The organism is Virgibacillus tibetensis (assembly GCF_036026595.1).
Lineage (GTDB): Bacteria > Bacillota > Bacilli > Bacillales > Amphibacillaceae > Virgibacillus_P > Virgibacillus_P tibetensis.
Window position 1 is genome coordinate 133826 of sequence record NZ_JARZFX010000007.1, and the last position, 22993, is coordinate 156818.

A 22993-nucleotide genomic window follows, 5' to 3' on the forward strand; every position below is an offset into this window, starting at 1 on the left:
CCAAAGATGGTTTGCATGTTCTACTATTTATTATCTTTAAAGAAAGAAATTACTAAAGCACCTTCACCGCCATAAGTTGAAATAAGCGGTCCGGTTTCGCTCAAGTATGCATCCTTAAATGGGTATTTGCTCCGTATATCAGAGAGCACCTTTTTTGCGCGATCCTCTGCATTGCAATGAGTCATCGTAATTACTTTATCTTCGACATTTTTGGTGTATTCTCCGATTTGATCGATAAATCGTCGGATTGATTTTTTGTCACCACGAACTTTTTCAGTTACTTCAATAGAACCTTCATCATCACTTGCTTTCATTAGTAACTTAATATTGAGTGTCTTAGCAATAGTGCCTTTCACTTTATCCAGTCGACCGCCTAAGACTAAGTTTTCCAATGTTTTCAAAACGAAAAGTGTTGTGGTTTGTTCTACCCGTTCATGAAGGTGTTCTACAAGTTCATCCAATGAATAGTTCTCATTCATTTTCACACTTGCTTCGTGTAATAAAAGGCTTATTCCACATGAAGCTGTTTTGGTGTTAATTATTTCGATTCTTCGGTCTGGTTCTTCTTCTATTAACATTGTTCTTCCAATAACTGCATTCTCATATGTACTGCTTAACCCTTTAGTCAAACTTAGCATGAGAATTGGCGTTTGGGCATCAACCTGCTTGAACGCCTCATAAAAATCATTGGGGCTGGGTGCTGCAGAACGTGGTAATTCATTTGTTTCTTTTACTTTTTGATGAAAGGTCTGCAGATCGATGTCTACTCCAATTTTATATTGATTATCTTTAAAATGTAAATATAATGGTACGACAATAATATCCAACGAGTCAGTTAATGCTTGTGGAATATCTGCTCCTCCATCAGTCATAAGTTGAATGGTCATGACATCACCTTCTTCTTTAGTAATGATTAGTTTGGTTTAGTATATCAGTTATTTATATTAGATAGTACAGATAACTTTCAAATATGTTTAATTTCTTGGTGCCTTTTGTGAAATAGTAACTCTCGACTTTCTTGACGTGCTCATGATGAATAAGAACAAGCCAAAAATAACAATCGAACCACCTAATAGTTGGGTCCATGTAACGATTTCTCCTAAGATGAAATAGGCAAGCACTGTGGCACCAATAGGTTCAAATACAATCCCCATAGAGATGGTAGAGGTACTGAGCCATTTCAGAGCCCAATTGAACAGCGTGTGACCAAAGAAAGTCGGAATAATAGCTAGAGCCAAAAACAGCCACCAATGATCGGCTGGGTATCCGAAAAAGGGATTCTGCAGAACCAGGTTATAAAGAATTAATGTAATTGAGCTTATTCCATATACGACAAATGTGTACGTCATAAGGGATAGTCTCTTTCTTGCCTGCTGACCAAATAAAAAGTATGCAGTAACGGCTATTGCCCCTAGTAATGCAAGCATGTTACCAAATAAGGCAACCCCACTTATTTGGAAATCACCCCAACTAATAACAACGCTTCCAAACAATGCGATAACCATACTGATAACAGCACCTGATGAAAAACGTTCCTGGAAAAAGAAGTAGGTTCCCAAGAATGCAAATATAGGCTGTAAAGTAACAAGCACTACAGAACTGGCTACAGATGTGTAGTTTAAAGATTCAAACCAGAGAATAAAATGTAAAGCTAAAAATACACCGGCAAATATGGAAAGAATCCAATCCTTTTTATTAATTAGCCGAAATTCATGACGGTATTTACTTAATATAATAGGTAACATTAATAAAACAGCGAATAATAAACGATAGTTTGCAATTATCGCTGCCGGTGCGTTCCCAGCAAGCTTTACTAAAATAGCTGAAGTAGACACTGAGATGACACCAATTACAACCGCTATGTATGGATTAAACGGAGGAATACGCATACAAACCCTCCTTGCAATATACAGCTATAACAAAGGCAATTTTATTTGCCGATTCTAGATTTCTGCTGACTTGTATATTTTTTTATTTTACCATGGCATAAATAAAAAATCATTTATCTCCCTTTTTCCGGCAGAAAGTTGAGGAAGTTAAAAGGAGACTCTGTGAAGGAAATACAATTTGTAAGCGAAGTTTGTTTTGTGCTGTTAGTAACATTAGGAAATATGTGTTATGATATAACATGCATGAGTTTTTCGATTGAGGCCTCTTACCAAAAATAGGTGATGCCTTTTTGTACTTTAGGGGAGAATTAATTTCCGGGGTTTAAAGTATAATAAGGAAGACGGTTTTAGCTGTTAGTAGTGAAAAACCATTTTTCAAGTAGTACTTTATAAAAGAATATAACGATAAATGAGATAATCAATTTTATTATATTCCCTTAAAAACAGGGGTAACGTTTACCTCCAAAATAAAGTGGGAATAATATTTTTAGATAACTAAAGTATAAAAATTTAAGGCCTTTTTTCGAATAAATCTACAAAAAAAAAGGAGTAGACTATTAGGTGACAAAATTTAATGAACTAGGTGTATCAAGCTCTATTATGAAAGCATTGGAAAAAATGGGGTTTGAAGAAGCGACGCCGATTCAAGCAGAGACAATTCCTCTTGCAATGCAAGGGAACGACGTTATTGGGCAAGCACAAACAGGTACAGGAAAAACAGCAGCATTTGGTATTCCTATGATTGAAAAAATTGATTCAAAAGAAAGAAAAATTCAAGGGTTGGTAGTAGCGCCTACGCGTGAACTGGCAATTCAAGTAGCAGAAGAACTTAACCGACTAGCGAAATTTGCAGGCGTTCGTGCACTGGCAGTATATGGTGGTCAACACATGGACAGGCAGATCCGCGCACTAAAAGATGGTCCGCAGATTGTGGTAGCAACCCCTGGTAGACTGCTCGATCATATGCGCAGGAAAACGATTCGTATTGATAAAGTGCAAACTGCTGTACTAGATGAAGCAGATGAAATGTTAAATATGGGATTTGTCGATGATATTCGGGACATCCTGAAGGGCATCCCTGAAGAAAGACAAACATTGCTATTCTCGGCAACTATGCCAAGAGAAATTCGTGATATTGCAACAAATTTAATGAAAAGTCCTAAAGAAATTAAAGTAAAAGCAAAAGAAATGACAGTGGAAAACATCGATCAGTATTTTGTGGAGATCCCAGAGAAATATAAATTCGAGACACTGAATAATCATATGGATATCAATGCGCCAGTTTTATCGATCATTTTCAGCAGAACGAAAAAACGCGTAGATGAAATCACTGAGGGATTACAAGCAAGAGGTTTCCGTGCAGAAGGTATTCATGGAGATTTAACCCAGGGAAAACGTATGTCTGTGCTGAATAAATTCAAGAGCGGACGTGTAGAAGTATTAGTTGCTACCGACGTGGCTGCACGTGGTTTGGATATTAGTGGAGTTACCCATGTATATAACTTTGACATCCCTCAGGATCCGGAAAGTTATGTGCACAGAATTGGACGTACAGGTAGAGCTGGACGTACTGGTGAAGCTATTTCCTTCATTACTCCAAGAGAAATGGGTCATTTGCAATTAATTGAAAGAACGACAAAAAGTAAGATGAAGCGCCTAATGCCTCCTACTAATCAGGATGCACAACGTGGGCAGCAACAAGTAACAGTAGATAAATTATTAAAAACAATTGAAAAAGATGAATTAAAATCATATCATGAGACAGCAAATGAGTTGCTGCAAGAGAATGACTCGATTACTGTTATAGCAGCTGCATTGAAATTGCTTACGAAAGAAAGAAGAGATACACCTGTATCCATTTCTTCTGTAGCACCTATCAGTGTAAAAGGGCCACAACGTTCTAATGATAATCGCCGTCCTAACAATAAGCGGTTTAGTGGAAAACGCGGTGGTCAAGGTCAAGGCGGACGAAGTCAAGCTTCATCTGCAGGTGGAAGAAACCGCAAAGGGAACTTCCAAAAACGCAGAAACCGCGATTAATAGAAACAAAAGCTTAAGCGTCTGTTAAGTAATTGATATAATAAAAAGCTCCCTTTCAAAGGAGCTTTTTTTCATTAGAACCTTTACAACCAATGAAACGTACTACATAGTAATGTAAAAGAAACAGGAGGTAACTTGCATGAGACAACCCCCGGTGAACAGAATAGCTCGAGATGCAATCAAGGCATGGAAAATAACTGCGGCCTTTTTTGTAGGAATTCTTTGGTTACTAACTATTGGAATAGCTGTTATGACTTCAATGTACTCATTTTCATTCTGGTACATGCTCATAGGAGCGGTTGTTAGTGGACTGAGTACTTATTTATTTGTTTTTCTCTTTCCAAAAATACGTTGGAGAAGATGGCGTTATGAAGTGTTCGAACAGGAGATATATATACAGCATGGGATTTTAATTGTTTCGCGAACGCTAGTGCCAATGATACGTGTACAACATGTAGACACGAAGCAGGGCCCTGTATTAAAAAAATTCAAGTTGGCTAGTGTGACGATATCAACTGCAGCTACAACGCATGAAATACCGGCCTTGCTGGAGGAAGATGCCTCAGATCTCCGTGATCGAATTTCAGCATTAGCAAGGGTGGATGAAGATGATGTCTAAGCAGCAAAGATTACATCCCGCAGCCATTCTGTTTAACTTTGTACGTGTTATCAAGGAAGCGCTATTTGCAGTTGTGCTTGGATTTATAACTCTAAGAGATGGTCCATTATTTTACTTTATACTAATCGGGTCCATTATCATTCTTCTATTGGTTATCTTCAGTATTTTATCCTGGTATCGTTTTACCTATCGGGTTGAAGGCGATGAACTTAGAATAGAATATGGTATTTTTATTCGAAAGAAGAGGTATATTTCTAAAAACCGCATTCAATCCATTGATTTAACTGCTGGTGTAATTCATCGGGTTTTTAAATTGGTACAGGTTCAAATTGAGACTGCAGGTAGCGGTACAAGAGCGGAAGCCTCCTTGAAAGCAGTCAGACTCGCGGAAGGTGAGCGATTAAGGAGTGAATTGAAAGAAGTAAGAAAAGGTAGCCTATCAGATGAAGTTCATGAGGGCGTGTTAGAGGAATCACCGGAACCATTCTATCAAATTACTTTTAAGCGTTTATTCTTGGCGGGTTCCACATCGGGAAGCATTGGAATTATTTTGGCATTTGCAGTCTTTGGTATATCCGAATTAGAGCAATTTATACCAAAGGAATTTTATGACAACACCATCCAATGGGTAGTTGGGTTAAGTATTATAATCATAGCTGGACTATTGTTCATCATTTTGATCTTCCTTTGGCTGCTGGGTATCGCTGGTACGATGATAAAATATGGGAATTTCACCATCACGAAGAAAACTAACGATGAACTGTTCATTACTCGTGGATTAATAGAAAAGAAGCAAATAACCATTCCTAGAAAAAGAATTCAAGCAGTGGGCATTCGGGAAAGCGTTATTAGGCAGCCATTAGGCTTTGTAACATTGTTCGCCGAAGTAGCTGGTGGATCATTTGATAAGGGGGAGGATTTCTCCACTGTTTTATTTCCGATAATGAAAAAAGGAGAAGTAAACGATTTTCTAAAGGAACTATTGCCTGAATATGCAGAACATGTTGAAGAAATGACGCCAATACCAAGGCGCGGTTTGAAATTTTACCTATTTCGCGCCACATTCCCTTTTATACTAATTGGAGCTGGTATTGCGTACTTCATTCCTCAATACCTTTGGGTACCTATCGTATTATTGCTTGGCAGTTCGTCTATTGGATTTTTGCGTTATCAGGATGCAGGATTTCAAATAGAAGGCGAACGCTTAACAGTCCGGTACCGGATACTTAGCAAGGTTACAATGTTTATTTATCACAAACGCCTCCAAGCATTTGAGAAAGAACAAAATCCTATTCAAAAAGTTCAGAGCCTGACAACGCTGAGGTTATCAATTGTTGGTGTATTAGGTGCAGGGAAGCATTATGTTATAAAAGATCTTGATGATTCAAAGGTAGTCGGTTTGTCTGAGTGGTATTCCTATAAAACAAAAAACCTGGTTTAATAATGCCAGGTTTTTCATGTTAGTCTACTCCAAATCCCTAGTAAAACAAGGATTCCCAATACAATCCACAATATGTTTTTCTTTATTTTCTGCGGAATCCGCTTTTTTCGCCAGCGGTTCGGATCAAACTGAATAGATCCATCATCCTGATATTGCCGATTCCTCCAGGGCGAATAGGCTCTAACTCCCGATAATACTAAGGGAGCCAATGCAAAACCTCCGATAAAACCGAAAATATGTGCATATATATTTATATTCGGGCGGACGAATGTCATAATTAGTCCAATAATAAATATAGTCATGACAATTTGCGAATTTGCCTGATCAATTAGGTGCTTGCGGAATGCAACCATAAAGGCATAGATCCCAAATAGACCAAAAACAGCTCCCGATGCTCCTATATGAAAATAAAAAGCGGTTGGGGCAATAGCATAGGTTGCGATGTTACCAGCCAAACCTGCTGCTAAATATGCAATAATAAACTTAAATTTTCCAAGCATTTGTTCCAAAGCAGGACCAAATAACACAAGGGCAAAGGAATTAAACAGCGCATGCATTAGTCCACCGTGCAGAAATATGGATGTTATTAGTCGCCAGTATTCGCCATTATGAATGAATAGATTATTACCAGCACCCCACTGATATAGTTCAATGCCAAATGGTAATCGAAGGAAATCAATCAATAACCATAATACCAAGTGAATAATAATCAGTCCTGCTACAATAGGATAAAACTGAACAAACTCTTTTATACTTCTTTCTGTTCGAATAAACATTGTTGTCCCCCTGAACTAATATAAGTACTATTATTTTAATAGGTATGTGTCGAGTATATGACCATTAATAGCTTACTAAAATTTACATATGAAATACAAGGATATGAATTCTATGGATAGAAGGGTAGATAAAAATGATAAAAGGTATTGGAATTGATTTAATTGAGCTGAAACGAATTCAAAACAGCATGGAGAAAAATAAACGGTTTGTTGAACGAATTTTAACACAAAAAGAAAAGGAAGTGTTTATTAGCCTGCAAAATAGCCGAAGAAAAGTTGAGTTTCTTGCAGGAAGATTTGCTGCTAAAGAGGCTTTTGCCAAGGCAACTGGAAGTGGAATTGGGAAATTGAGCTTTCAACATATTGAAGTTCTGCCTAATGAGCAAGGTGCTCCTTTAGTACAAGTACAAGGATATGAGGCTTATAATATTTTTATTTCTATAGCGCATAGCAGGGAATACGCTACTGCGCAAGTAATAATTGAAGAGAAATAATAGGACGTGCATTCATAATTAGCAGGGTTGTCTCATATATTTTACTGCGGGTAGAAGGGAACAAAGTTTGTATTGTCACCGCAAAAAAATAAACGGTAGGGTCACAATTAGTTTGGAGTAAAATGTGCTGGGGCTGTGTGCAGTACAGGATCGGTTACGTCCTGAAAAGAAGGAGGGATGAATTACAAGTACTAGCTAAAAGTGACCGAAGAATAGACGCTTTTATCGTATATTTTTTATGTAATGCGGGATAACGTTCCCTTTGTGAATTGAGACAAGGGAGATATGTCCATGAAAAGAATGTATGTTATTTGGATAATCGTCGCTAGTGGCTTCGTTTTATTATTATCGGCTTGTGGCGGTGAAAAATCCAAAGAAGACGTTGTTTCAGAGTTGGAAGAGAGCATGGAGGATATGAGTGGATACAAGGCCAAGGCCGAGATGAGTATGAATACGGGACAGGAAGAACAAAAGTTTACTATAGATATTTGGCATAAGAAAGAAGAACTGTACCGTGTTTCCCTGCAGAATGATCAGGACGAAAAGGGAAATCAAATCATTTTAAAAAATGACGATGGTGTTTTTGTGCTTACGCCTGCTTTAAATAAAAGCTTTAAATTTCAATCGGAATGGCCGGATAATAGTAGTCAGCCATATCTGTATCAATCACTTGTAAAGGATGTTATGAGCGATAGTGAAGCGGAGTTTGAAACGAATGATTCAAGTTATATCTTTAAGACGAAAACAAATTACCAAAGCAATAACAATCTACCATTTCAAGAAATCCATTTTGATAAAAAGACATATACACCAGTTCTCGTAAAAGTAATGGATCAGGATAGAAATGCACTAGTTGAAGTGAAATTCTCTACATTTGAAATGCAAGTTACTTTTGAGGACGATGACTTTACAATGGATAAAAACATGGCCAGTGGTACTATAGATGAGCCTGTCTCTGGAGAGGTAACGGACGATGACTTAACGGTCGTATATCCTTTATACAAGGCAGGCGCTGAATTAGCTGAAAAGAGGGAAGTGGATTTAGAGAATGGTAAACGGGTAATCTTAACCTTTTCAGGGGAAAAGAATTTTACTTTAGTGGAAGAAAAATCGACGGTTCTGCCAACCTTCTCGTCTCCAAAAGAAGTGCGGGGAGATATTGTAAACCTGGGTCATACAGTTGCAGCACTCTCCAATAATACCTTGGAGTGGAGCCATGATGGTGTCGACTTCATATTAGCAAGTGATCAGCTGACAAAGGCTGAACTAATCGAAGTAGCACAATCTGTTGAAAGTAAAGAAGTTAAATAAATGGAGTGATGGTTAGCAGACTCAAACTGAAGTGGGGTCTGCTTTTTATTTTTAAAGGAAAGTATAAAGTTTTTGGCTGCAATTAATTCTTAAACTTAAACAGCCACGTCCAGCTTCGACGGACAAATGTTTTCGATGGGACGAGCAGTGCGCAGTCCCAGGACGTCCTAGTGCCGATGAAGCCACAGGATAAAGAAGGCATCTGTGAGATGCATCGCACGCAGGAAAAGAGCTTTTCTTTTTCAAGGACGTGGCGTTTTTATCGGCCGGCGCCCAAGGACTAGCGAGACTTCCTTCACCTCCGTAATCTAACTCAACATCGGTTCAAGAAATAAAAAGGAAGGCCGACTAAAACCGGGCTTGTGCTCAGGCGCCGGCATACCCCTAGAAGTGAGCATGTTTCCTTTTAGATTCACTTGACTTATCGCCAGAAATGGCGAAAGTCTAAGTGAATCTTATACTCTGGAGTGAATCTCCTGCGGCAGTGGAAGATCGATTAACTACGCCTCTCCTGAGCGACTACGTCGACCCATCCTCGGGTTCGCGGGCGCAGTCCGTACGTCCCTAAACGGGCGCTTGCGCCTTTGTTCCTAGAATCGGCTGAGAAGATGGATATAATAATTTGACAGCTCTTATACTAAGAGAAATAATAGAAAAGACTTTTAGTTTGAAAGTGAAGGGAGCCTTGTAGTGTGACGAATACGAATACTTTTTATAGAGATACATGGGCAGAAATAGACCTGGATGCAATTGAATACAATATAAATCAAATAAAAGAAAAATTACCTGAAAAAACCACTGTAGTTGCAGTAGTAAAGGCGAACGCCTATGGTCATGGGAGTATACAAGTTGCAAAAAAGGCATTGGAATCCGGAGCTGAAGCTCTGGCAGTTGCATTACTCGAGGAAGCTCTCGATCTTCGTGAAGCTTCTATTACTGCTCCAATATTAGTATTGGGAAGAGTTCCGGCCAGTGCTGCTGCAGTCGCTGCTGATAATGATATTGCGTTAACTTTCTTCCAAAAAGAATGGCTTGAAGAAGTAAACTCCCTTCCGTTAACTAGTAAATTAAAGCTTCATATGAAGTGGGACACTGGCATGGGGAGGGTTGGTATTCGTACCCCAGAGGAATTAAAGGATATTCTTCATGCATTAAACGAAAATCAAAGCATATATTTAACAGGAGTATATACACATTTTGCAACAGCTGATGAAGCTGATATGACCTATTTTTACAAACAAAAGAAAAGATTTGAAGATATGTTGTTCTTATTTAAAGAGTTATGGCCCCATAAGGTAGCTGTTCATATTGGTAATAGCGCCAGTGCCATCCGCTTGCCCAATGAAATGTATGATTGTGTCCGCTTTGGTATTTCGATGTATGGATTGTACCCTTCTGGAGCAGTTAAAGAAGGAAAGGAAATTCTGCTTAAACAAGCTTTTTCTCTTCATAGCAGATTAATTCATATTAAAAAGGTGCCAGCAGGGGAGTCGATAAGTTATGGATCAACCTACGTTACAGAAGAAGATGAATGGATTGGTACTATTCTTATAGGCTATGGAGATGGATGGATACGAAAGTTTCAAGGCAGTTCTGTATTGGTGGATGGGAAACGAATGCCAATTGTAGGAAGAATTTGCATGGATCAAACTATGATACGATTAGATAAGAAATACCTGGTGGGAACCAAAGTAACGCTTATTGGAGAGCAGGATAATGCCAGAATTGAAATGGACGAAATAGCAGATTATGTAGAAACAATAAATTATGAAATACCATGTATAATTAACCAGAGAGTTCCTCGCGTATATAGAGCGACTTGAAATACCAGTTTTCTTAATCTATAATAGCAATAGCAATAAGTTTATATACCACTTCCTAGTATTATTAAACGACAAAAAGAGATTTTTTTAGAAAAATTGTCAACATCTCTTTGCAAACGCCCGGATTCAATGATATTATTAATAGGACTTTTATAAAGTTCGTTCAACAGTTGGCGGAGGTGCATGGTTTTGTCAGAGAGCTTACAAGAGATCTTGGTAAAGTTACCAAAAAACCTATTAAGTGAGGTGGATGGATTAATGAAATATGAGAACAGCGATTTAAGTGACTTCATATGTCAGGCAACAAGAAACTATCTGCAGCACAAGAAAGATGAGCATATTCAGCAATTTCGTGAAACTATGCAAAAGGGTTACCAGGAAATGGGCCGCATTAATCTAACAATAGCATCAGAAGCTTTTCAGGCCGAAGAGGAGGCTGAAAACACTTTAGAGCGCTCTGTGATCGGGGTGTAACAATTTGATTGTTCAAAGAGGCGAAGTATATTTCGCCGACTTATCCCCTGTAGTCGGATCAGAGCAGGGAGGCGTACGCCCAGTATTGATCCTGCAAAATGATATTGGAAACAGGTTTAGTCCTACTGTTATTGTTGCAGCTATAACTGCACAAATACAAAAGGCGAAACTACCTACACATGTAGAAATAAATGCTAAGCGTTATGGATTTGACCGTAATTCTGTGATTTTACTGGAACAGATCCGGACGTTGGATAAGCAGCGTTTAACTGATAAAATAACAAAACTAGACAATGAAATGATGAAAAAGATCGATCAAGCATTAGAAATAAGTCTCGGTCTTCAGGACTTATATGATCAATAGGCGATGCCCCTTGTTAATATGATACAGGGGTATTTTTTGTGTGCGGGAATAAACAATTCACTTGATGTCGGACCTAAAGATTGTTAAATTTAGAGAGAGTGTATCATAATTGCACAAAAACACGTAGTAAACTACAATAATCATACATTAAAAAGCCATTTGATGGGGGTAAAACGATGAATCAGAAGTTCAAAAAAGTAGTCATAGAAAACAGTGATATAATTGTTGAGCAGTGGATGATGGAAATTAATTCGTTGAAAGGTGGTAACTATACTGCAAATATTTCGACAGATTTATTCGAGAGCACGAACAGAGAGTTTGTTAACGTAATTTTTACGAGCATACAAAATGAAGGTTCCTCGAAAGCTGTGGAAGACTTTTCGGAAAAAATTATTAATCTTGGCTGGCCGTTAAGCTATATCACCGATGGCTTGCAAGTATTTCGAAGGGTTACAGTAAATTACATATTAAGTCAGTCAGAACAAGTAGACTCGGCTTTTATATCAAATGTACTTAAGAGCGTTGACTTGTGGGTGGAGCCCCTTATTCGTCAGTTAGTAAATGAATATTCAGGCAGCTGGGAACATATTGTATCACTTCAGCGCCTTGCCTTACAGGAATTGTCTGCTCCTTTAATCCCGGTCATGGACAGTATCACAGTCATGCCGTTAATTGGGACAATAGATACCGAGAGAGCAAAGTTAATAATGGAAAACCTTCTAGAGGGAGTTATTAAACACAATTCTGAAGTTGTGTTAATTGATATTACCGGTGTACCAGTAGTAGACACCATGGTAGCCAATCACATCATACAGGCTGCTGAAGCTGTTCGTCTAATTGGTTCAACATGTATACTTGTTGGTATCCGTCCTGAAATAGCTCAGACAATTGTAAATCTCGGTATTGATCTGGCTAAATTCCCGACAAAGAGTTCTTTGAAAAAAGGATTTACTAAAGCTTTGGAGATTACTAACAGAAAAGTAGTTGACCTTGAAAGAAAAGACGAAAGTATTGAACGAATGATCGAGTCTATACAAGGGGAGTGATCGTAATGCGAATACCTATACTTAAGTTACACAACTATTTATTAATTTCAATCCAAACTGAGATTGATGATAACACGGCTATACAGTTCCAAGAAGACCTATTAAATAAAATTCATAAGAGTGGTTCATCTGGAGTAGTAATAGATCTCACATCGGTGGATATTATAGATTCCTTTATTGCAAAGGTTCTGGGCGACGTGGTAACTATGTCTGATCTCATGGGGGCGAAAGTAGTATTAACTGGTATTCAACCCGCAGTTGCAATGACATTAATTGATCTGGGTATTCATATGCAGAATGTCCCAACTGCACTTGATCTGGAACAAGGTCTTATTAAACTTTACCAGGAATTGGGGGAATAATAGATGAAACCCCAAACGTGTGTGAATATTCAAAAGGAGTGGGATATTGTTGGAGCCAGGCAATTAGGCCGTGACATTGCAAAAACAGTTGGTTTTGGCACAGTTGACCAGGCAAGAATAGCAACCGCAATATCCGAATTAGCTCGTAATATATACTTATATGCTGAAAACGGTCAAATATGCTTTGAATTAATAGATAATGTGGAGCATAAAGGGATGTGCATGGTTGCTATAGACAATGGCCCGGGTATTGATGACATTAGTCAAGTGATGCAGGACGGTTATTCAACTTCTGGCGGACTGGGAGCGGGTCTCCCGGGTGTAAAACGCCTTATGGATGAATTTGACTTACACACCGAAGTAGGAAAAGGAACTCGAATAAAAACAGTAAAATGGATAAGGTAAGAAGCATATGGGGTGCGGACGTGCAATCGGTTCACACCCAAAGCTGAATCACAGGGAAATTTACAACAGGATTTTCTAAATTGGGGGACACGCAAATGGATGAGGTTATGCAGAAATTGGACGCTACTAATTACAAGGATTTACTTAAACATTATATTGATACACAAGATGAAAAGGCATTATATGGCGTTGAACAAGTAAGTAAGTCTTTCATAAAAAGCAATATTCTTCCAGAGGAAATAGTTAATTTACATATTCAAGCATTAGCTGAGTTATATCCGAACCTTTTTGAAGACTTTCAGCATTCGATGAGTTTTCTGTTGGAAGCGATGATTTCGTATGGTCTTGCTCATCAGGAATTTCAAATGTTAAGAGAGAAACAGTACGAACTTAAATCAGAAATATCTGTTGCTGCCAGTATGCAGGATACACTACTGGGGACCACAAAACCGGCTATTGAAGGTTTGGACATAGGTGTAATCAGCGTACCCGCACATCAAATGAACGGAGACTATCACCACTTTGTAAAAGGGAAAGATGGCTCTTTAGGTATAGCTGTAGCAGACGTTATCGGAAAAGGCATACCTGCTGCGCTATGTATGTCCATGATCAAATATTCCATGGACAGTTATCCGGAAGAATCAATGACTCCAAAGGCAATACTGAAGAATTTAAATAGGGTTGTCGAACGTAATGTTGATCCAAGTATGTTTATTACTATGTTCTACGCACAATATATCCCCTCTCAAAGCAAACTACACTATTCTTCAGCAGGGCATGAACCAGGCTATTACTACAATGCTGAAAAAGACAGTTTTACAGAAATTGAAACGCAAGGGCTAGTGTTAGGTGTCTCCCCTGATACGGATTATAAGCAATACGAATTGCAAATTAATAAAGGGGACATGGTAATCATGTTGACCGATGGCGTAACAGAATGCAGAGACGGCGACCGTTTTATAGAAAGTGAAGAAGTTTTGGATGTAATTAAGCAGTACGCTAATCTTCCAGCACAGGAAATGGTGAATAATGTATATAAACATTTTGAAAGGCTGCAGAACTTTGAACTCAGAGATGATTTCACATTACTTATTTTACGGAAAGAAGTTTAAAAATTTATTTAGCTGGGTAAGTAACTAAAGTAAGCATTGCAATCATATTAACTTTACATGTCATGGTATCATCGTGGATGCCTACTTATAATAAAGTCTTTTTAGGGGGAAAATCATGAATTTAGTTGTTGATGTTATAGACGCAAATGAGAAATCAATTGTTAATCTTTCAGGCGAAATTGATGCATATACGGCTCCACAGTTAAAAGAGGCGCTATTACCTTTAGTTAAACAGGCCGGCCACTTAGTTGAGGTTAATCTGGAAGATGTTAATTATATGGATAGTACTGGACTGGGTGTTTTTATCAGCGCATTGAAGTCCACAAAGGAAAACAAAAGCCGGATGGTATTAGTTAATCTGCAAGATAAAGTATTGCGGTTATTTAAAATTACCGGTTTGGATGAAGTTATAGAAATCAACTCTACAATTCGAGGTGGAAATGAGTAATGGAGACATTTGATTTTATAGAGATGAAGGTTCCTGCAAAAGCAGAGTATGTTGGTGTTATTCGCTTAAGTATTTCTGGAATAGCAAATAGAATGGGTTTTACCTATGAAGATATTGAGGATTTAAAGGTTGCAATTTCTGAAGCTATAACAAATGCTGTGACACATGCCTATCATGAAACAGATGAAGGAGAAGTTACCGTTGGTTTTGGAGTTTATGAAAACCGCTTGGAAGTTATGGTGGCCGATCATGGTGGAAGCTTTAACCTAAATGAAATTAAAGATGGTATTGGACCATATAAGAGTACGGAGTCTGTTGAAAATCTTCGAGAGGGTGGCTTTGGTCTGTTTCTAATCAATGCACTTATGGATAAGGTTGAAATTAAGAATAACTATGGAGTTATCGTACTAATGACTAAGTATCTTAACGAAATTGAGGTGGGCTTGGATGACGACCAAATCTCAACCACACAATAGGGGGGGAGATGAGGTTTACCAATGGATTGAATATCTGCAAAAAGAGCCAACTGATGAGGTAGTGCAGGAGAAAATTGTACTTACCTATAAGGATCTTGTTGAATCAATTGCCAGAAAGTATTCGAAAAATAGTGCGATTCACGAAGACCTTGTACAGGTAGGTATGATTGGACTATTAGCTGCGGTTAGAAGGTATGATGCAACATTTGGTAAATCATTTGAATCTTTTGCTATCCCAACAATTATTGGTGAAATAAAGCGATTTATACGTGATAAGACCTGGAGTGTCCATGTACCACGAAGAATCAAGGAACTGGGGCCTAAGATTAAGAAGGCAGTAGATGAACTGACGACAATGAATCAGACGTCCCCGACTGTAAGAGAGATAGCTGAATACCTGGAAGTTTCCGAGGAAGATGTACTGGAAACAATGGAAATGGGTAAAAGCTACAAAGCCCTTTCGGTTGACAGAAAAATTGAAGCCGATTCGGATGGCAGCACAGTTGCTATTTTGGATTTGGTTGGAGATGAGGAAGATGGTTACAACAACATTGATCAAAAAATGATGTTGGAGAAAATACTTCCTATTTTGTCAGAAAGAGAGCAGCAAATACTTCAGTGTACTTATTTTGATAACATGAGCCAAAAAGAAACTGGAGAATTACTGGGTATTTCACAAATGCATGTATCAAGGCTGCAAAGGCGTTCACTACGCAAGCTCAGAGAGGCTATTCAGTCTGAAAACACGGAGGTTTTCGATTGACTATGGTGAAGAAGGTAAAGGTTTCTGTTTTCCAAAAGCCCAAAAAGGGAAATTATTATTGTGGAGACAGTTATTATTTTACCGAGTCGGATAGTGGATTTCTATGTGCGATAGCAGATGGGCTAGGCAGTGGTGAATATGCAAAAGAATCTTCTCAGATTGTTATAGATATTATAAAAAATAATGTTAACTCAACAGTGGAACAGCTTATAAAAATGTGTAACGAGCAATTATTCAAGAAACGCGGAGTTGTTCTTGGTATATTGAAATTGAATTTTCATTCTCAAATGTATTCCTATTCTTCAATTGGAAATATTGGGGTATTAACAGTGGTCAAGGGTCAGAAGAAAAAGCGGAGCATCCCTAATGGTGGCTACCTGGCGGGTTATCCAAAGAAGTTCAAGGTCGTACACGATAAGCTTGAACCAGAAACAAATTTTATTATGTTTTCCGATGGGGTGTCTGATAAAGACCTCTCCCAGCGTTATTTTCTTAATAAAGATGTTGACTCAGTTATCAAAGCGTTCGAATACATGAGTGAGCAGGTACGAGATGACGATACAACCTTAATAGCACTGCGATACGACAAGTAAATCGAGGATGCGAAAGGCTGGCACAGCGTGTCAGCCTTTCGCATGGTTGCTGATTTTAGCCTTGGGAACTATGCAGGGATTATGATTCTTTGGTAAAATAGAGGCTGAAGTAAAGGAGGAACATATGTGGCAAATGAATTAAACCAAGAACTTAGCCAATGGGTTGCTAAAGAAACTCAGGTTAATACAACTATCATAGAAAAAGTAATCGCATTATTAGAAGAGGGCAACACAGTACCTTTTATAGCCAGGTATAGAAAAGAAATGACAGGTGGCCTGGATGAAGTACAAATTAAGTCCGTGCAGGATAAATGGAACTATGCATTGAATTTGTCAGACAGAAAGCAGGAAGTCCTTCGAATCATTGATGAGCAAGGGAAGTTAACGGAAGAACTTAAACGTGAAGTTACCCAAGCTACCCAACTGCAACGTGTAGAAGACTTATATCGACCATATAAACAAAAACGCCGGACGAAAGCTACTATCGCAAAAGAAAAAGGGTTGGAACCACTAGCTGAACGAATCTGGCAGCAGGATCTGAGCACTATTAATCAGGAAGCTGAATTGTACTTTTCGGAAGAACATGAGTTACTTACCATTGAAGATGTATTAGCGGGAGTTAATGATATTCTTGCAGAGTGGATATCAGATCACCCGGAATACCGTGAGTACATACGGGAAGAAACCTTCAAACGTGGAACAGTATATGCAGAAGTGAAGAAAGCAGAGAAAGATGAGAAACATGTGTTTGAAATGTACTACGAATATAAAGAAGCTATTCGTTCTATGGTATCTCATCGTATCCTAGCATTAAATCGCGGTGAAAAAGAAGAAGTACTTAAAGTGATGATCGAACCACCAACTGAAAGGATTCTTGAGTATTTACAAAAAAAGATAATCAAACGAAACACAAATCAGCAAGGTACAGAAATTTTACAAGAAGCAATTGCAGATAGTTATAAACGACTAATAGCTCCATCAGTTGAGCGGGAAATCCGAAACAGCCTGACAGAAAAAGCGGAAGAACAAGCAATAGATATATTTTCCAAGAACCTTAAGAGCTTGCTGCTTCAACCGCCGTTAAAAGGAAAAACTATTCTGGGAGTTGATCCAGCATTCAGAACTGGTTGTAAACTTGCGGTAATTGATGAGACAGGTAAGGTGCATGCTGTTAGTGTTATGTACCCAACAGCGCCAAAGCATGATACAGCCGGATCAGAGAAAATTGTAATGAACTTTATTAAAAAATACTCTATTGAACTTATTGCAATAGGAAACGGTACGGCATCGCGTGAGACAGAACAATTCATTTCGGATGTGATTACAAATAACAGCTTGAGTCTGCCTTATATTATAGTCAATGAGGCTGGTGCCAGTGTTTACTCTGCTTCAAAATTAGCACGTGAGGAGTTTCCTGACCTGCAAGTTGAAGAAAGAAGTGCTGCATCTATTGCGCGCCGGGTTCAAGATCCACTTGCAGAACTGGTGAAAATTGATCCGAAATCAATAGGCGTTGGTCAGTATCAACATGATGTAACTCAGAAATCACTTAATGAATCACTTACGTTTGTTGTAGAAACTGCAGTTAACCAGGTTGGAGTAAATGTAAATACAGCGTCATCTTCCTTGTTGCAATATGTAGCTGGATTGAGTAAAACTGTAGCTAACAATATTATTAAACAACGTGAAGAAGAAGGTAAATTCACAAATCGCAAGCAATTAAAGAAAATTCCAAGGCTTGGAGCAAAGACGTACGAACAGGGAATTGGATTCTTGCGAATAATAGATGGAGATCATCCACTGGATAGAACACCAATACACCCTGAAAGTTATGCTCATACAGAAAAGCTTCTTAAAATGCTCGATTGTGAGCTCGAAGATATTGGATCAGATAAGCTTGCAGAGAAGCTCAGTACCATTGATAAGAAAGAAATTGCTGATAAATTGGACATTGGACAGCCCACTTTAATCGATATTATAAATGCACTAAGTCGTCCCGGCCGTGATCCGCGAGAGGATTTCCCGCAGCCGCTGTTAAAACAGAATGTGCTGACACTAGAGGACCTGAAGCCAGGTATGGAAATGCAGGGAACGGTGCGTAATGTGGTTGATTTTGGCGTATTTGTTGATATTGGTGTAAAACAAGACGGGCTCGTACACATTTCTAAAATGGCGAATAAATTCGTGAAGCACCCAATGGATATTGCATCAGTAGGAGATGTAGTGACAGTTTGGGTCGAACAAATTGATGCAGTTAAGGGAAGGGTAGCCTTGTCCATGGTAGAAAATAAGGGATAATTCCAGTTTTTCTTCAGTCTGGAAATTTTCTTCAGTCTGGAAATCCTATTAAAAATAATAAGGGAATAGTGCATCATGCACTATTCCCTTATTTTATGTTCTTTACTTAACGCTTTGAGGAACAGCTAATCCCAATCCTTGGGCGATTCGTTCGCCCCACTCTGGGTCTGCTTTATAGAAATGTTCAATTTGACGAAGCTTGATTTCATCTCTTTCAACGGGCTCCATATGTCCCACAAAAGCATTTATTAAACGATCTTTCTCATCAGCACTCATTAATCGATAAAGGTCCCCGGCTTGCGTGTAATGATCTTCGCTATCGTAAGCTACACTGTCAGCCTCACCATATACTTCAAACGGGCTTATTTTTTGTGTTAAGTCTTCTGCTGGGCCATTGACACTATTTGGTTCATAAACTGGTGAGCTTCCACCATTGCTGTCCACTCGCATAGCCCCATCACGCTGATAGTTATTTACTTCATTAATAGGACGGTTAACTGGAATTTGATGATGGTTAGCGCCTAAGCGGTAACGGTGCGCATCAGAATAAGCAAACAGACGACCCTGAAGCATTTTATCTGGAGAAGCTTCAATCCCAGGTACAAATTGTCCAGGTGAGAAAGCAGCCTGCTCCACTTCAGCAAAGTAATTCTCAGGGTTGCGGTTCAATACCATGCGGCCAACCTCTATACGAGGATAATCTTTCTTGGACCAAACCTTTGTAACATCAAACGGGTCAAACCTATATGTTTTAGCGTCTTCAAACGGCATAATTTGTACATATAATTTCCATGCAGGGAAATCCTTCTTATCAATTGCATTGAAAAGGTCTTCTGTATGATAGTCTGGGTTTTCCCCAGCTAGTTTTTCGGCCAGATCAGCATCTAATGCTTTCATACCCTGCTCACTGATAAAGTGATATTTTACCCAGAATGATTCGCCTTTATCGTTAACCCATTTAAAAGTATGGCTGCCATACCCATTCATATGACGGAATGTTGCAGGAATACCACGGTCTCCATGTAAGTACGTAATCTGGTGAAGAGATTCGGGTGACAATGACCAGAAATCCCATACCATGTTAGGGTCTTTTAAATGTGTTTGTGGATCACGTTTCTGAGTATGAATAAAGTCAGGAAACTTAATTGCATCACGAACAAAGAAAATGGGTGTGTTGTTTCCTACTAAATCATAGTTACCTTCCTCGGTATAAAACTTAATCGAAAATCCACGGGGGTCACGTACGGTATCTGCAGATCCTGATTCTCCTGCTACCGTGGAAAAACGGATAAACATATCTGTGCGTTTCCCGGCTTCACTAAGGAAGTCAGCTTTTGTATAGTTTGAAATCTCGTCATTAGTTACTTCGAAATATCCATGAGCTCCTGCGCCTTTAGCGTGAACCACACGTTCTGGAATTCTTTCTCTATTAAAGTGTGCCAGCTTTTCTAGCAGGTGGAAATCTTGAATTAGTGTAGGGCCACGGTGACCAGCAGTTATGGAATTTTGATTATCTCCAACGGGAGCTCCAGCTGCAGTAGTGATAGTGTTTTTGTTGTTAGTCAATATAAATCCCCTCTCATCTTTACTATTTATTGCCTACTCTAATTATAATACAATGAATTTAAAAATCAATATTTAATTACAATTATTATAAATAGGTAATTTTCTGATAGTTTAAAGACAACAAAAAAGATGAATAGAAGATCACTATCAATAGCGCTATATTAAAAATCAGCCAATAAATATGGTAGACTGAGTATTAGTAGAATTATATTTAAAGGAAGTAATTCGCAAATGGAAATTTTAAATGAAAAAGAATTATATAGATTAGTAAACGAACTATCCATAACTTTTTTTTCTAAACCCTTTAAACATCAAGTTACCTTTAATAGTCGTCTTCGAACTACAGGGGGAAGGTATATTCCTGGGAAGAAGGTAATCGAGTTAAATCCAAAATATGTAGAAGAAATGAATGAAGATGAGTTTATTGGTATTATTAAACATGAATTATGTCATTATCACCTACATATAGAAGGTAAGGGTTATAAGCATGGAGATCAAGAATTTAAAAGATTATTAATCAAAACAGGTTCACCAAGACATTGTAACCCATTACCTTCCCAGCAAAGCGAATTTAAATACATCTATAAGTGTAGAGATTGTGCCCATGTATATAAAAGAAGACGCAGAGTAAATATTAAAAAGTATAGGTGTGGGCGATGCAGAGGCCTGTTAATATCAAAAGGATCCTCAAAAACATAAGATAATGAAGCGAAAAAATGTAAACTATTGACGAAATAGAACATCCATGTTAAATTAAGTAAGCTGTTAAATTAGGTTATCGTATCAAGTAATTGAGTCGTTACTTTTAATTTAAAAAAATATTGACAACTACTTAAAAATAGTGTATATTATTTCTCGTTGTCATATTCTATTACGCTGCAATAAAATCACATTTAGATTATTCCACAGTAGCTTGACCGAACACATCTTTGAAACGCATCGATGCAGGTCATGAGGAGTGGTACATCACCGAGTAGATCTTGCAACACGACGAACACAACCAAATTGGATTGTACTGCAATGAAATTCACATTTAGATTATTCCACAGTAGCTCAGTGGTAGAGCAATCGGCTGTTAACCGATCGGTCGTAGGTTCGAGTCCTACCTGTGGAGCCATATGGAGAAGTACTCAAGTGGCTGAAGAGGCGCCCCTGCTAAGGGTGTAGGTCGTGTAAGCGGCGCGAGGGTTCAAATCCCTCCTTCTCCGCCATTTTAAAATGGCCCGTTGGTCAAGTGGTTAAGACACCGCCCTTTCACGGCGGTATCACGGGTTCGAATCCCGTACGGGTCATCTTTCTTTTTAAAAAAATAGGTAAGGTCCGGTAGTTCAGTTGGTTAGAATGCCTGCCTGTCACGCAGGAGGTCGCGGGTTCGAGTCCCGTCCGGACCGCCATATGTTGGGCTGTAGCCAAGCGGTAAGGCATCGGGTTTTGATCCCGTGTATCCCAGGTTCGAATCCTGGCAGCCCAGCCATTTTTATTTATGAAGAAGAATTAACTAAGTCTTTGCAAAGATGAATATACTATTATAATAATAGTATTTTTTTATTCAATTTATTCATGATAAACTATCAGTTATTCGGTTATACGAAAAATGCAGTTTCACTTAGTTAACTTGCATCGTGCTGAGTAATACTGTAGGGACTTACTTAAACTATCATGAGCCATTAGCTCAGCTGGCAGAGCATCTGACTTTTAATCAGAGGGTCGATGGTTCGAATCCATCATGGCTCATCACCATACTCATAGTAAATTAGCGGGTGTGGCGGAATTGGCAGACGCGCTAGACTTAGGATCTAGTGTCTTCGGACGTGGGGGTTCAAGTCCCTTCACCCGCATTAATGAAAGCAATGATATTTCATGGCTTTTCTTTTTCTAGTTTATGACCTGCCTATGTTAAACAATGCGGTCGTGGCGGAATGGCAGACGCGCTAGGTTGAGGGCCTAGTGGGGGAGACCCTGTGGAGGTTCAAGTCCTCTCGGCCGCACTAAAAAAATCTTGCGATTATTCCCTGGATATGTTACTTTAGAATATGTCGCTTTTGTTGCGCCCGTAGCTCAATTGGATAGAGCGTTTGACTACGGATCAAGAGGTTAGGGGTTCGACTCCTCTCGGGCGCGCCATTATTACGGGAAGTAGCTCAGCTTGGTAGAGCACGTGGTTTGGGACCACGGGGTCGCAGGTTCAAATCCTGTCTTCCCGACCATCATAATACATTGTTTCTACTATAATAGTAGTATTACAAATATTGCGCAGGATACAAAACAGTTTTTGATAATACGTTTTTAAAATTTGTAAGTGTAGTATAGTAATGAACGATACTTCTGCCGAATTATCTGTGAGGTTCCCTAAAGCACAATACACATTGAATATGTTAGTGGATGTAGGGGCAGTTCGGGAATTAAATTAAATAAGTGCATTTCAATAATATGCGGGTGTAGTTTAGTGGTAAAACCTCAGCCTTCCAAGCTGATGATGAGGGTTCGATTCCCTTCACCCGCTCCAAATTACCTTTTATCGTGGGCCTGTAGCTCAGTTGGTTAGAGCGCACGCCTGATAAGCGTGAGGTCGGTGGTTCGAGTCCACCCAGGCCCATTTGCTTTTATGGAAGCAAAAAAGTAAGTGTTGACATTGATATTCAAACGTGTTATATTTATTGAGTCGCCAAATTAAACGGTGATTTAGAATTTGC

22 protein-coding genes and 12 tRNA genes are annotated in these 22993 nt (G+C 38.7%); 30 read left to right on the forward strand and 4 right to left on the reverse strand.

The window, feature by feature from the left end:
* Positions 1–23: 23 nt before the first annotated feature.
* Entirely contained in the window at positions 24–887 is an 864-nt protein-coding gene (locus QGM71_RS14335) for a DegV family protein (protein WP_327608253.1), read from the reverse strand.
* An 87-nt stretch (positions 888–974) separates the two neighbouring features.
* Positions 975–1889: a DMT family transporter gene (locus QGM71_RS14340; RefSeq protein ID WP_327608254.1), complete on the reverse strand. Its 915-nt coding sequence runs from the start codon at positions 1887–1889 to the stop codon at positions 975–977.
* A 561-nt stretch (positions 1890–2450) separates the two neighbouring features.
* Here QGM71_RS14340 and QGM71_RS14345 point away from each other — a divergent pair.
* The 3 genes from QGM71_RS14345 to QGM71_RS14355 all read left to right on the forward strand — a co-directional run bounded on the left by QGM71_RS14345 (position 2451) and on the right by QGM71_RS14355 (position 5989).
* Positions 2451–3929: a DEAD/DEAH box helicase gene (locus tag QGM71_RS14345; RefSeq protein WP_327608255.1), complete on the forward strand. Its 1479-nt coding sequence runs from the start codon at positions 2451–2453 to the stop codon at positions 3927–3929.
* A gap of 139 nt (positions 3930–4068) precedes the next feature.
* Positions 4069–4548: a PH domain-containing protein gene (locus tag QGM71_RS14350; RefSeq protein ID WP_327608256.1), complete on the forward strand. Its 480-nt coding sequence runs from the start codon at positions 4069–4071 to the stop codon at positions 4546–4548.
* Positions 4541–5989, forward strand: a complete 1449-nt coding sequence (locus QGM71_RS14355) for a PH domain-containing protein (protein WP_327608257.1) — start codon at positions 4541–4543, stop codon at positions 5987–5989. The genes QGM71_RS14350 and QGM71_RS14355 overlap by 8 nt, the downstream gene beginning before the upstream one ends.
* Before the next feature lie 14 nt (positions 5990–6003).
* On the opposite strand, the gene QGM71_RS14360 is transcribed toward QGM71_RS14355, so the two are convergent.
* Positions 6004–6765, reverse strand: coding sequence for a rhomboid family intramembrane serine protease (locus QGM71_RS14360; protein WP_327608258.1), 762 nt, complete (start codon positions 6763–6765; stop codon positions 6004–6006).
* Positions 6766–6899: 134 nt separating this feature from the next.
* Between QGM71_RS14360 and acpS the strand changes: the two genes are divergently transcribed.
* The 14 genes from acpS (at position 6900) to QGM71_RS14430 (ending at position 18734) form a co-directional block, all read left to right on the forward strand.
* A complete protein-coding gene (acpS, locus tag QGM71_RS14365) occupies positions 6900–7259 on the forward strand; it encodes a holo-ACP synthase (RefSeq protein ID WP_327608259.1) in 360 nt (119 codons plus the stop codon).
* A gap of 291 nt (positions 7260–7550) precedes the next feature.
* Positions 7551–8570, forward strand: a complete 1020-nt coding sequence (locus tag QGM71_RS14370) for a LolA family protein (RefSeq protein ID WP_327608260.1) — start codon at positions 7551–7553, stop codon at positions 8568–8570.
* A 692-nt stretch (positions 8571–9262) separates the two neighbouring features.
* Positions 9263–10393 (forward strand): alanine racemase, encoded by a 1131-nt coding sequence (gene alr, locus QGM71_RS14375; RefSeq protein ID WP_327608261.1) that lies wholly within the window; start codon positions 9263–9265, stop codon positions 10391–10393.
* A gap of 189 nt (positions 10394–10582) precedes the next feature.
* Positions 10583–10867 carry a CopG family ribbon-helix-helix protein gene (locus QGM71_RS14380; protein WP_327608262.1) on the forward strand — a complete coding sequence of 95 codons (285 nt, stop codon included), beginning with the start codon at positions 10583–10585 and terminating at the stop codon, positions 10865–10867.
* 4 nt (positions 10868–10871) lie between these two features.
* Complete coding sequence (locus tag QGM71_RS14385) at positions 10872–11231, forward strand: type II toxin-antitoxin system PemK/MazF family toxin (protein WP_327608263.1); 360 nt, start codon at positions 10872–10874, stop codon at positions 11229–11231.
* A gap of 176 nt (positions 11232–11407) precedes the next feature.
* Positions 11408–12277, forward strand: a complete 870-nt coding sequence (locus tag QGM71_RS14390; protein ID WP_327608264.1) for an RsbT co-antagonist protein RsbRA — start codon at positions 11408–11410, stop codon at positions 12275–12277.
* 5 nt (positions 12278–12282) lie between these two features.
* Positions 12283–12639 carry an STAS domain-containing protein gene (locus tag QGM71_RS14395; protein ID WP_327608265.1) on the forward strand — a complete coding sequence of 119 codons (357 nt, stop codon included), beginning with the start codon at positions 12283–12285 and terminating at the stop codon, positions 12637–12639.
* 3 nt (positions 12640–12642) lie between these two features.
* Complete coding sequence (locus QGM71_RS14400) at positions 12643–13044, forward strand: anti-sigma regulatory factor (protein WP_327608266.1); 402 nt, start codon at positions 12643–12645, stop codon at positions 13042–13044.
* A gap of 95 nt (positions 13045–13139) precedes the next feature.
* Complete coding sequence (locus QGM71_RS14405) at positions 13140–14156, forward strand: PP2C family protein-serine/threonine phosphatase (RefSeq protein WP_327608267.1); 1017 nt, start codon at positions 13140–13142, stop codon at positions 14154–14156.
* A 115-nt stretch (positions 14157–14271) separates the two neighbouring features.
* On the forward strand, positions 14272–14604 hold the full coding sequence (locus tag QGM71_RS14410; protein ID WP_327608268.1) for an STAS domain-containing protein: 333 nt from the start codon (positions 14272–14274) through the stop codon (positions 14602–14604).
* Positions 14604–15080 carry an anti-sigma B factor RsbW gene (gene rsbW / locus QGM71_RS14415; protein WP_327608269.1) on the forward strand — a complete coding sequence of 159 codons (477 nt, stop codon included), beginning with the start codon at positions 14604–14606 and terminating at the stop codon, positions 15078–15080. The genes QGM71_RS14410 and rsbW overlap by 1 nt, the downstream gene beginning before the upstream one ends.
* The gene (gene sigB, locus QGM71_RS14420; protein WP_327608270.1) at positions 15052–15843 is read left to right on the forward strand and encodes an RNA polymerase sigma factor SigB; all 792 of its coding nucleotides are present in this window, start codon (positions 15052–15054) and stop codon (positions 15841–15843) included. The genes rsbW and sigB overlap by 29 nt, the downstream gene beginning before the upstream one ends.
* Positions 15844–15845: 2 nt before the next feature.
* Positions 15846–16436: a protein phosphatase 2C domain-containing protein gene (locus QGM71_RS14425; RefSeq protein ID WP_327608278.1), complete on the forward strand. Its 591-nt coding sequence runs from the start codon at positions 15846–15848 to the stop codon at positions 16434–16436.
* A 126-nt stretch (positions 16437–16562) separates the two neighbouring features.
* Positions 16563–18734, forward strand: a complete 2172-nt coding sequence (locus QGM71_RS14430) for a Tex family protein (RefSeq protein WP_327608271.1) — start codon at positions 16563–16565, stop codon at positions 18732–18734.
* A 102-nt stretch (positions 18735–18836) separates the two neighbouring features.
* Here the strand turns inward: QGM71_RS14430 and QGM71_RS14435 are convergent, their stop codons facing one another.
* On the reverse strand, positions 18837–20300 hold the full coding sequence (locus QGM71_RS14435; protein WP_327608272.1) for a catalase: 1464 nt from the start codon (positions 20298–20300) through the stop codon (positions 18837–18839).
* Between the two features lie 231 nt (positions 20301–20531).
* On the opposite strand from QGM71_RS14435, the gene QGM71_RS14440 reads away from it, so the two are divergent.
* The 13 genes from QGM71_RS14440 (at position 20532) to QGM71_RS14500 (ending at position 22896) form a co-directional block, all read left to right on the forward strand.
* Entirely contained in the window at positions 20532–20999 is a 468-nt protein-coding gene (locus QGM71_RS14440; protein ID WP_327608273.1) for a SprT family protein, read from the forward strand.
* Between the two features lie 343 nt (positions 21000–21342).
* Positions 21343–21417 (forward strand) — tRNA-Asn (locus tag QGM71_RS14445).
* Between the two features lie 3 nt (positions 21418–21420).
* Positions 21421–21511 (forward strand) — tRNA-Ser (locus tag QGM71_RS14450).
* 9 nt (positions 21512–21520) lie between these two features.
* Positions 21521–21592, forward strand: a tRNA-Glu gene (locus QGM71_RS14455).
* Between the two features lie 25 nt (positions 21593–21617).
* Positions 21618–21694 (forward strand) — tRNA-Asp (locus QGM71_RS14460).
* 5 nt (positions 21695–21699) lie between these two features.
* Positions 21700–21774, forward strand: a tRNA-Gln gene (locus tag QGM71_RS14465).
* A gap of 187 nt (positions 21775–21961) precedes the next feature.
* Positions 21962–22034, forward strand: a tRNA-Lys gene (locus QGM71_RS14470).
* Between the two features lie 22 nt (positions 22035–22056).
* Positions 22057–22138 (forward strand) — tRNA-Leu (locus QGM71_RS14475).
* Between the two features lie 67 nt (positions 22139–22205).
* Positions 22206–22288, forward strand: a tRNA-Leu gene (locus QGM71_RS14480).
* Between the two features lie 59 nt (positions 22289–22347).
* Positions 22348–22424 (forward strand) — tRNA-Arg (locus QGM71_RS14485).
* Between the two features lie 6 nt (positions 22425–22430).
* A tRNA-Pro gene (locus QGM71_RS14490) sits at positions 22431–22507 on the forward strand.
* Positions 22508–22732: 225 nt separating this feature from the next.
* Positions 22733–22806: transfer RNA gene (locus tag QGM71_RS14495), tRNA-Gly, on the forward strand.
* A 16-nt stretch (positions 22807–22822) separates the two neighbouring features.
* Positions 22823–22896, forward strand: a tRNA-Ile gene (locus QGM71_RS14500).
* Positions 22897–22993: the final 97 nt, after the last annotated feature.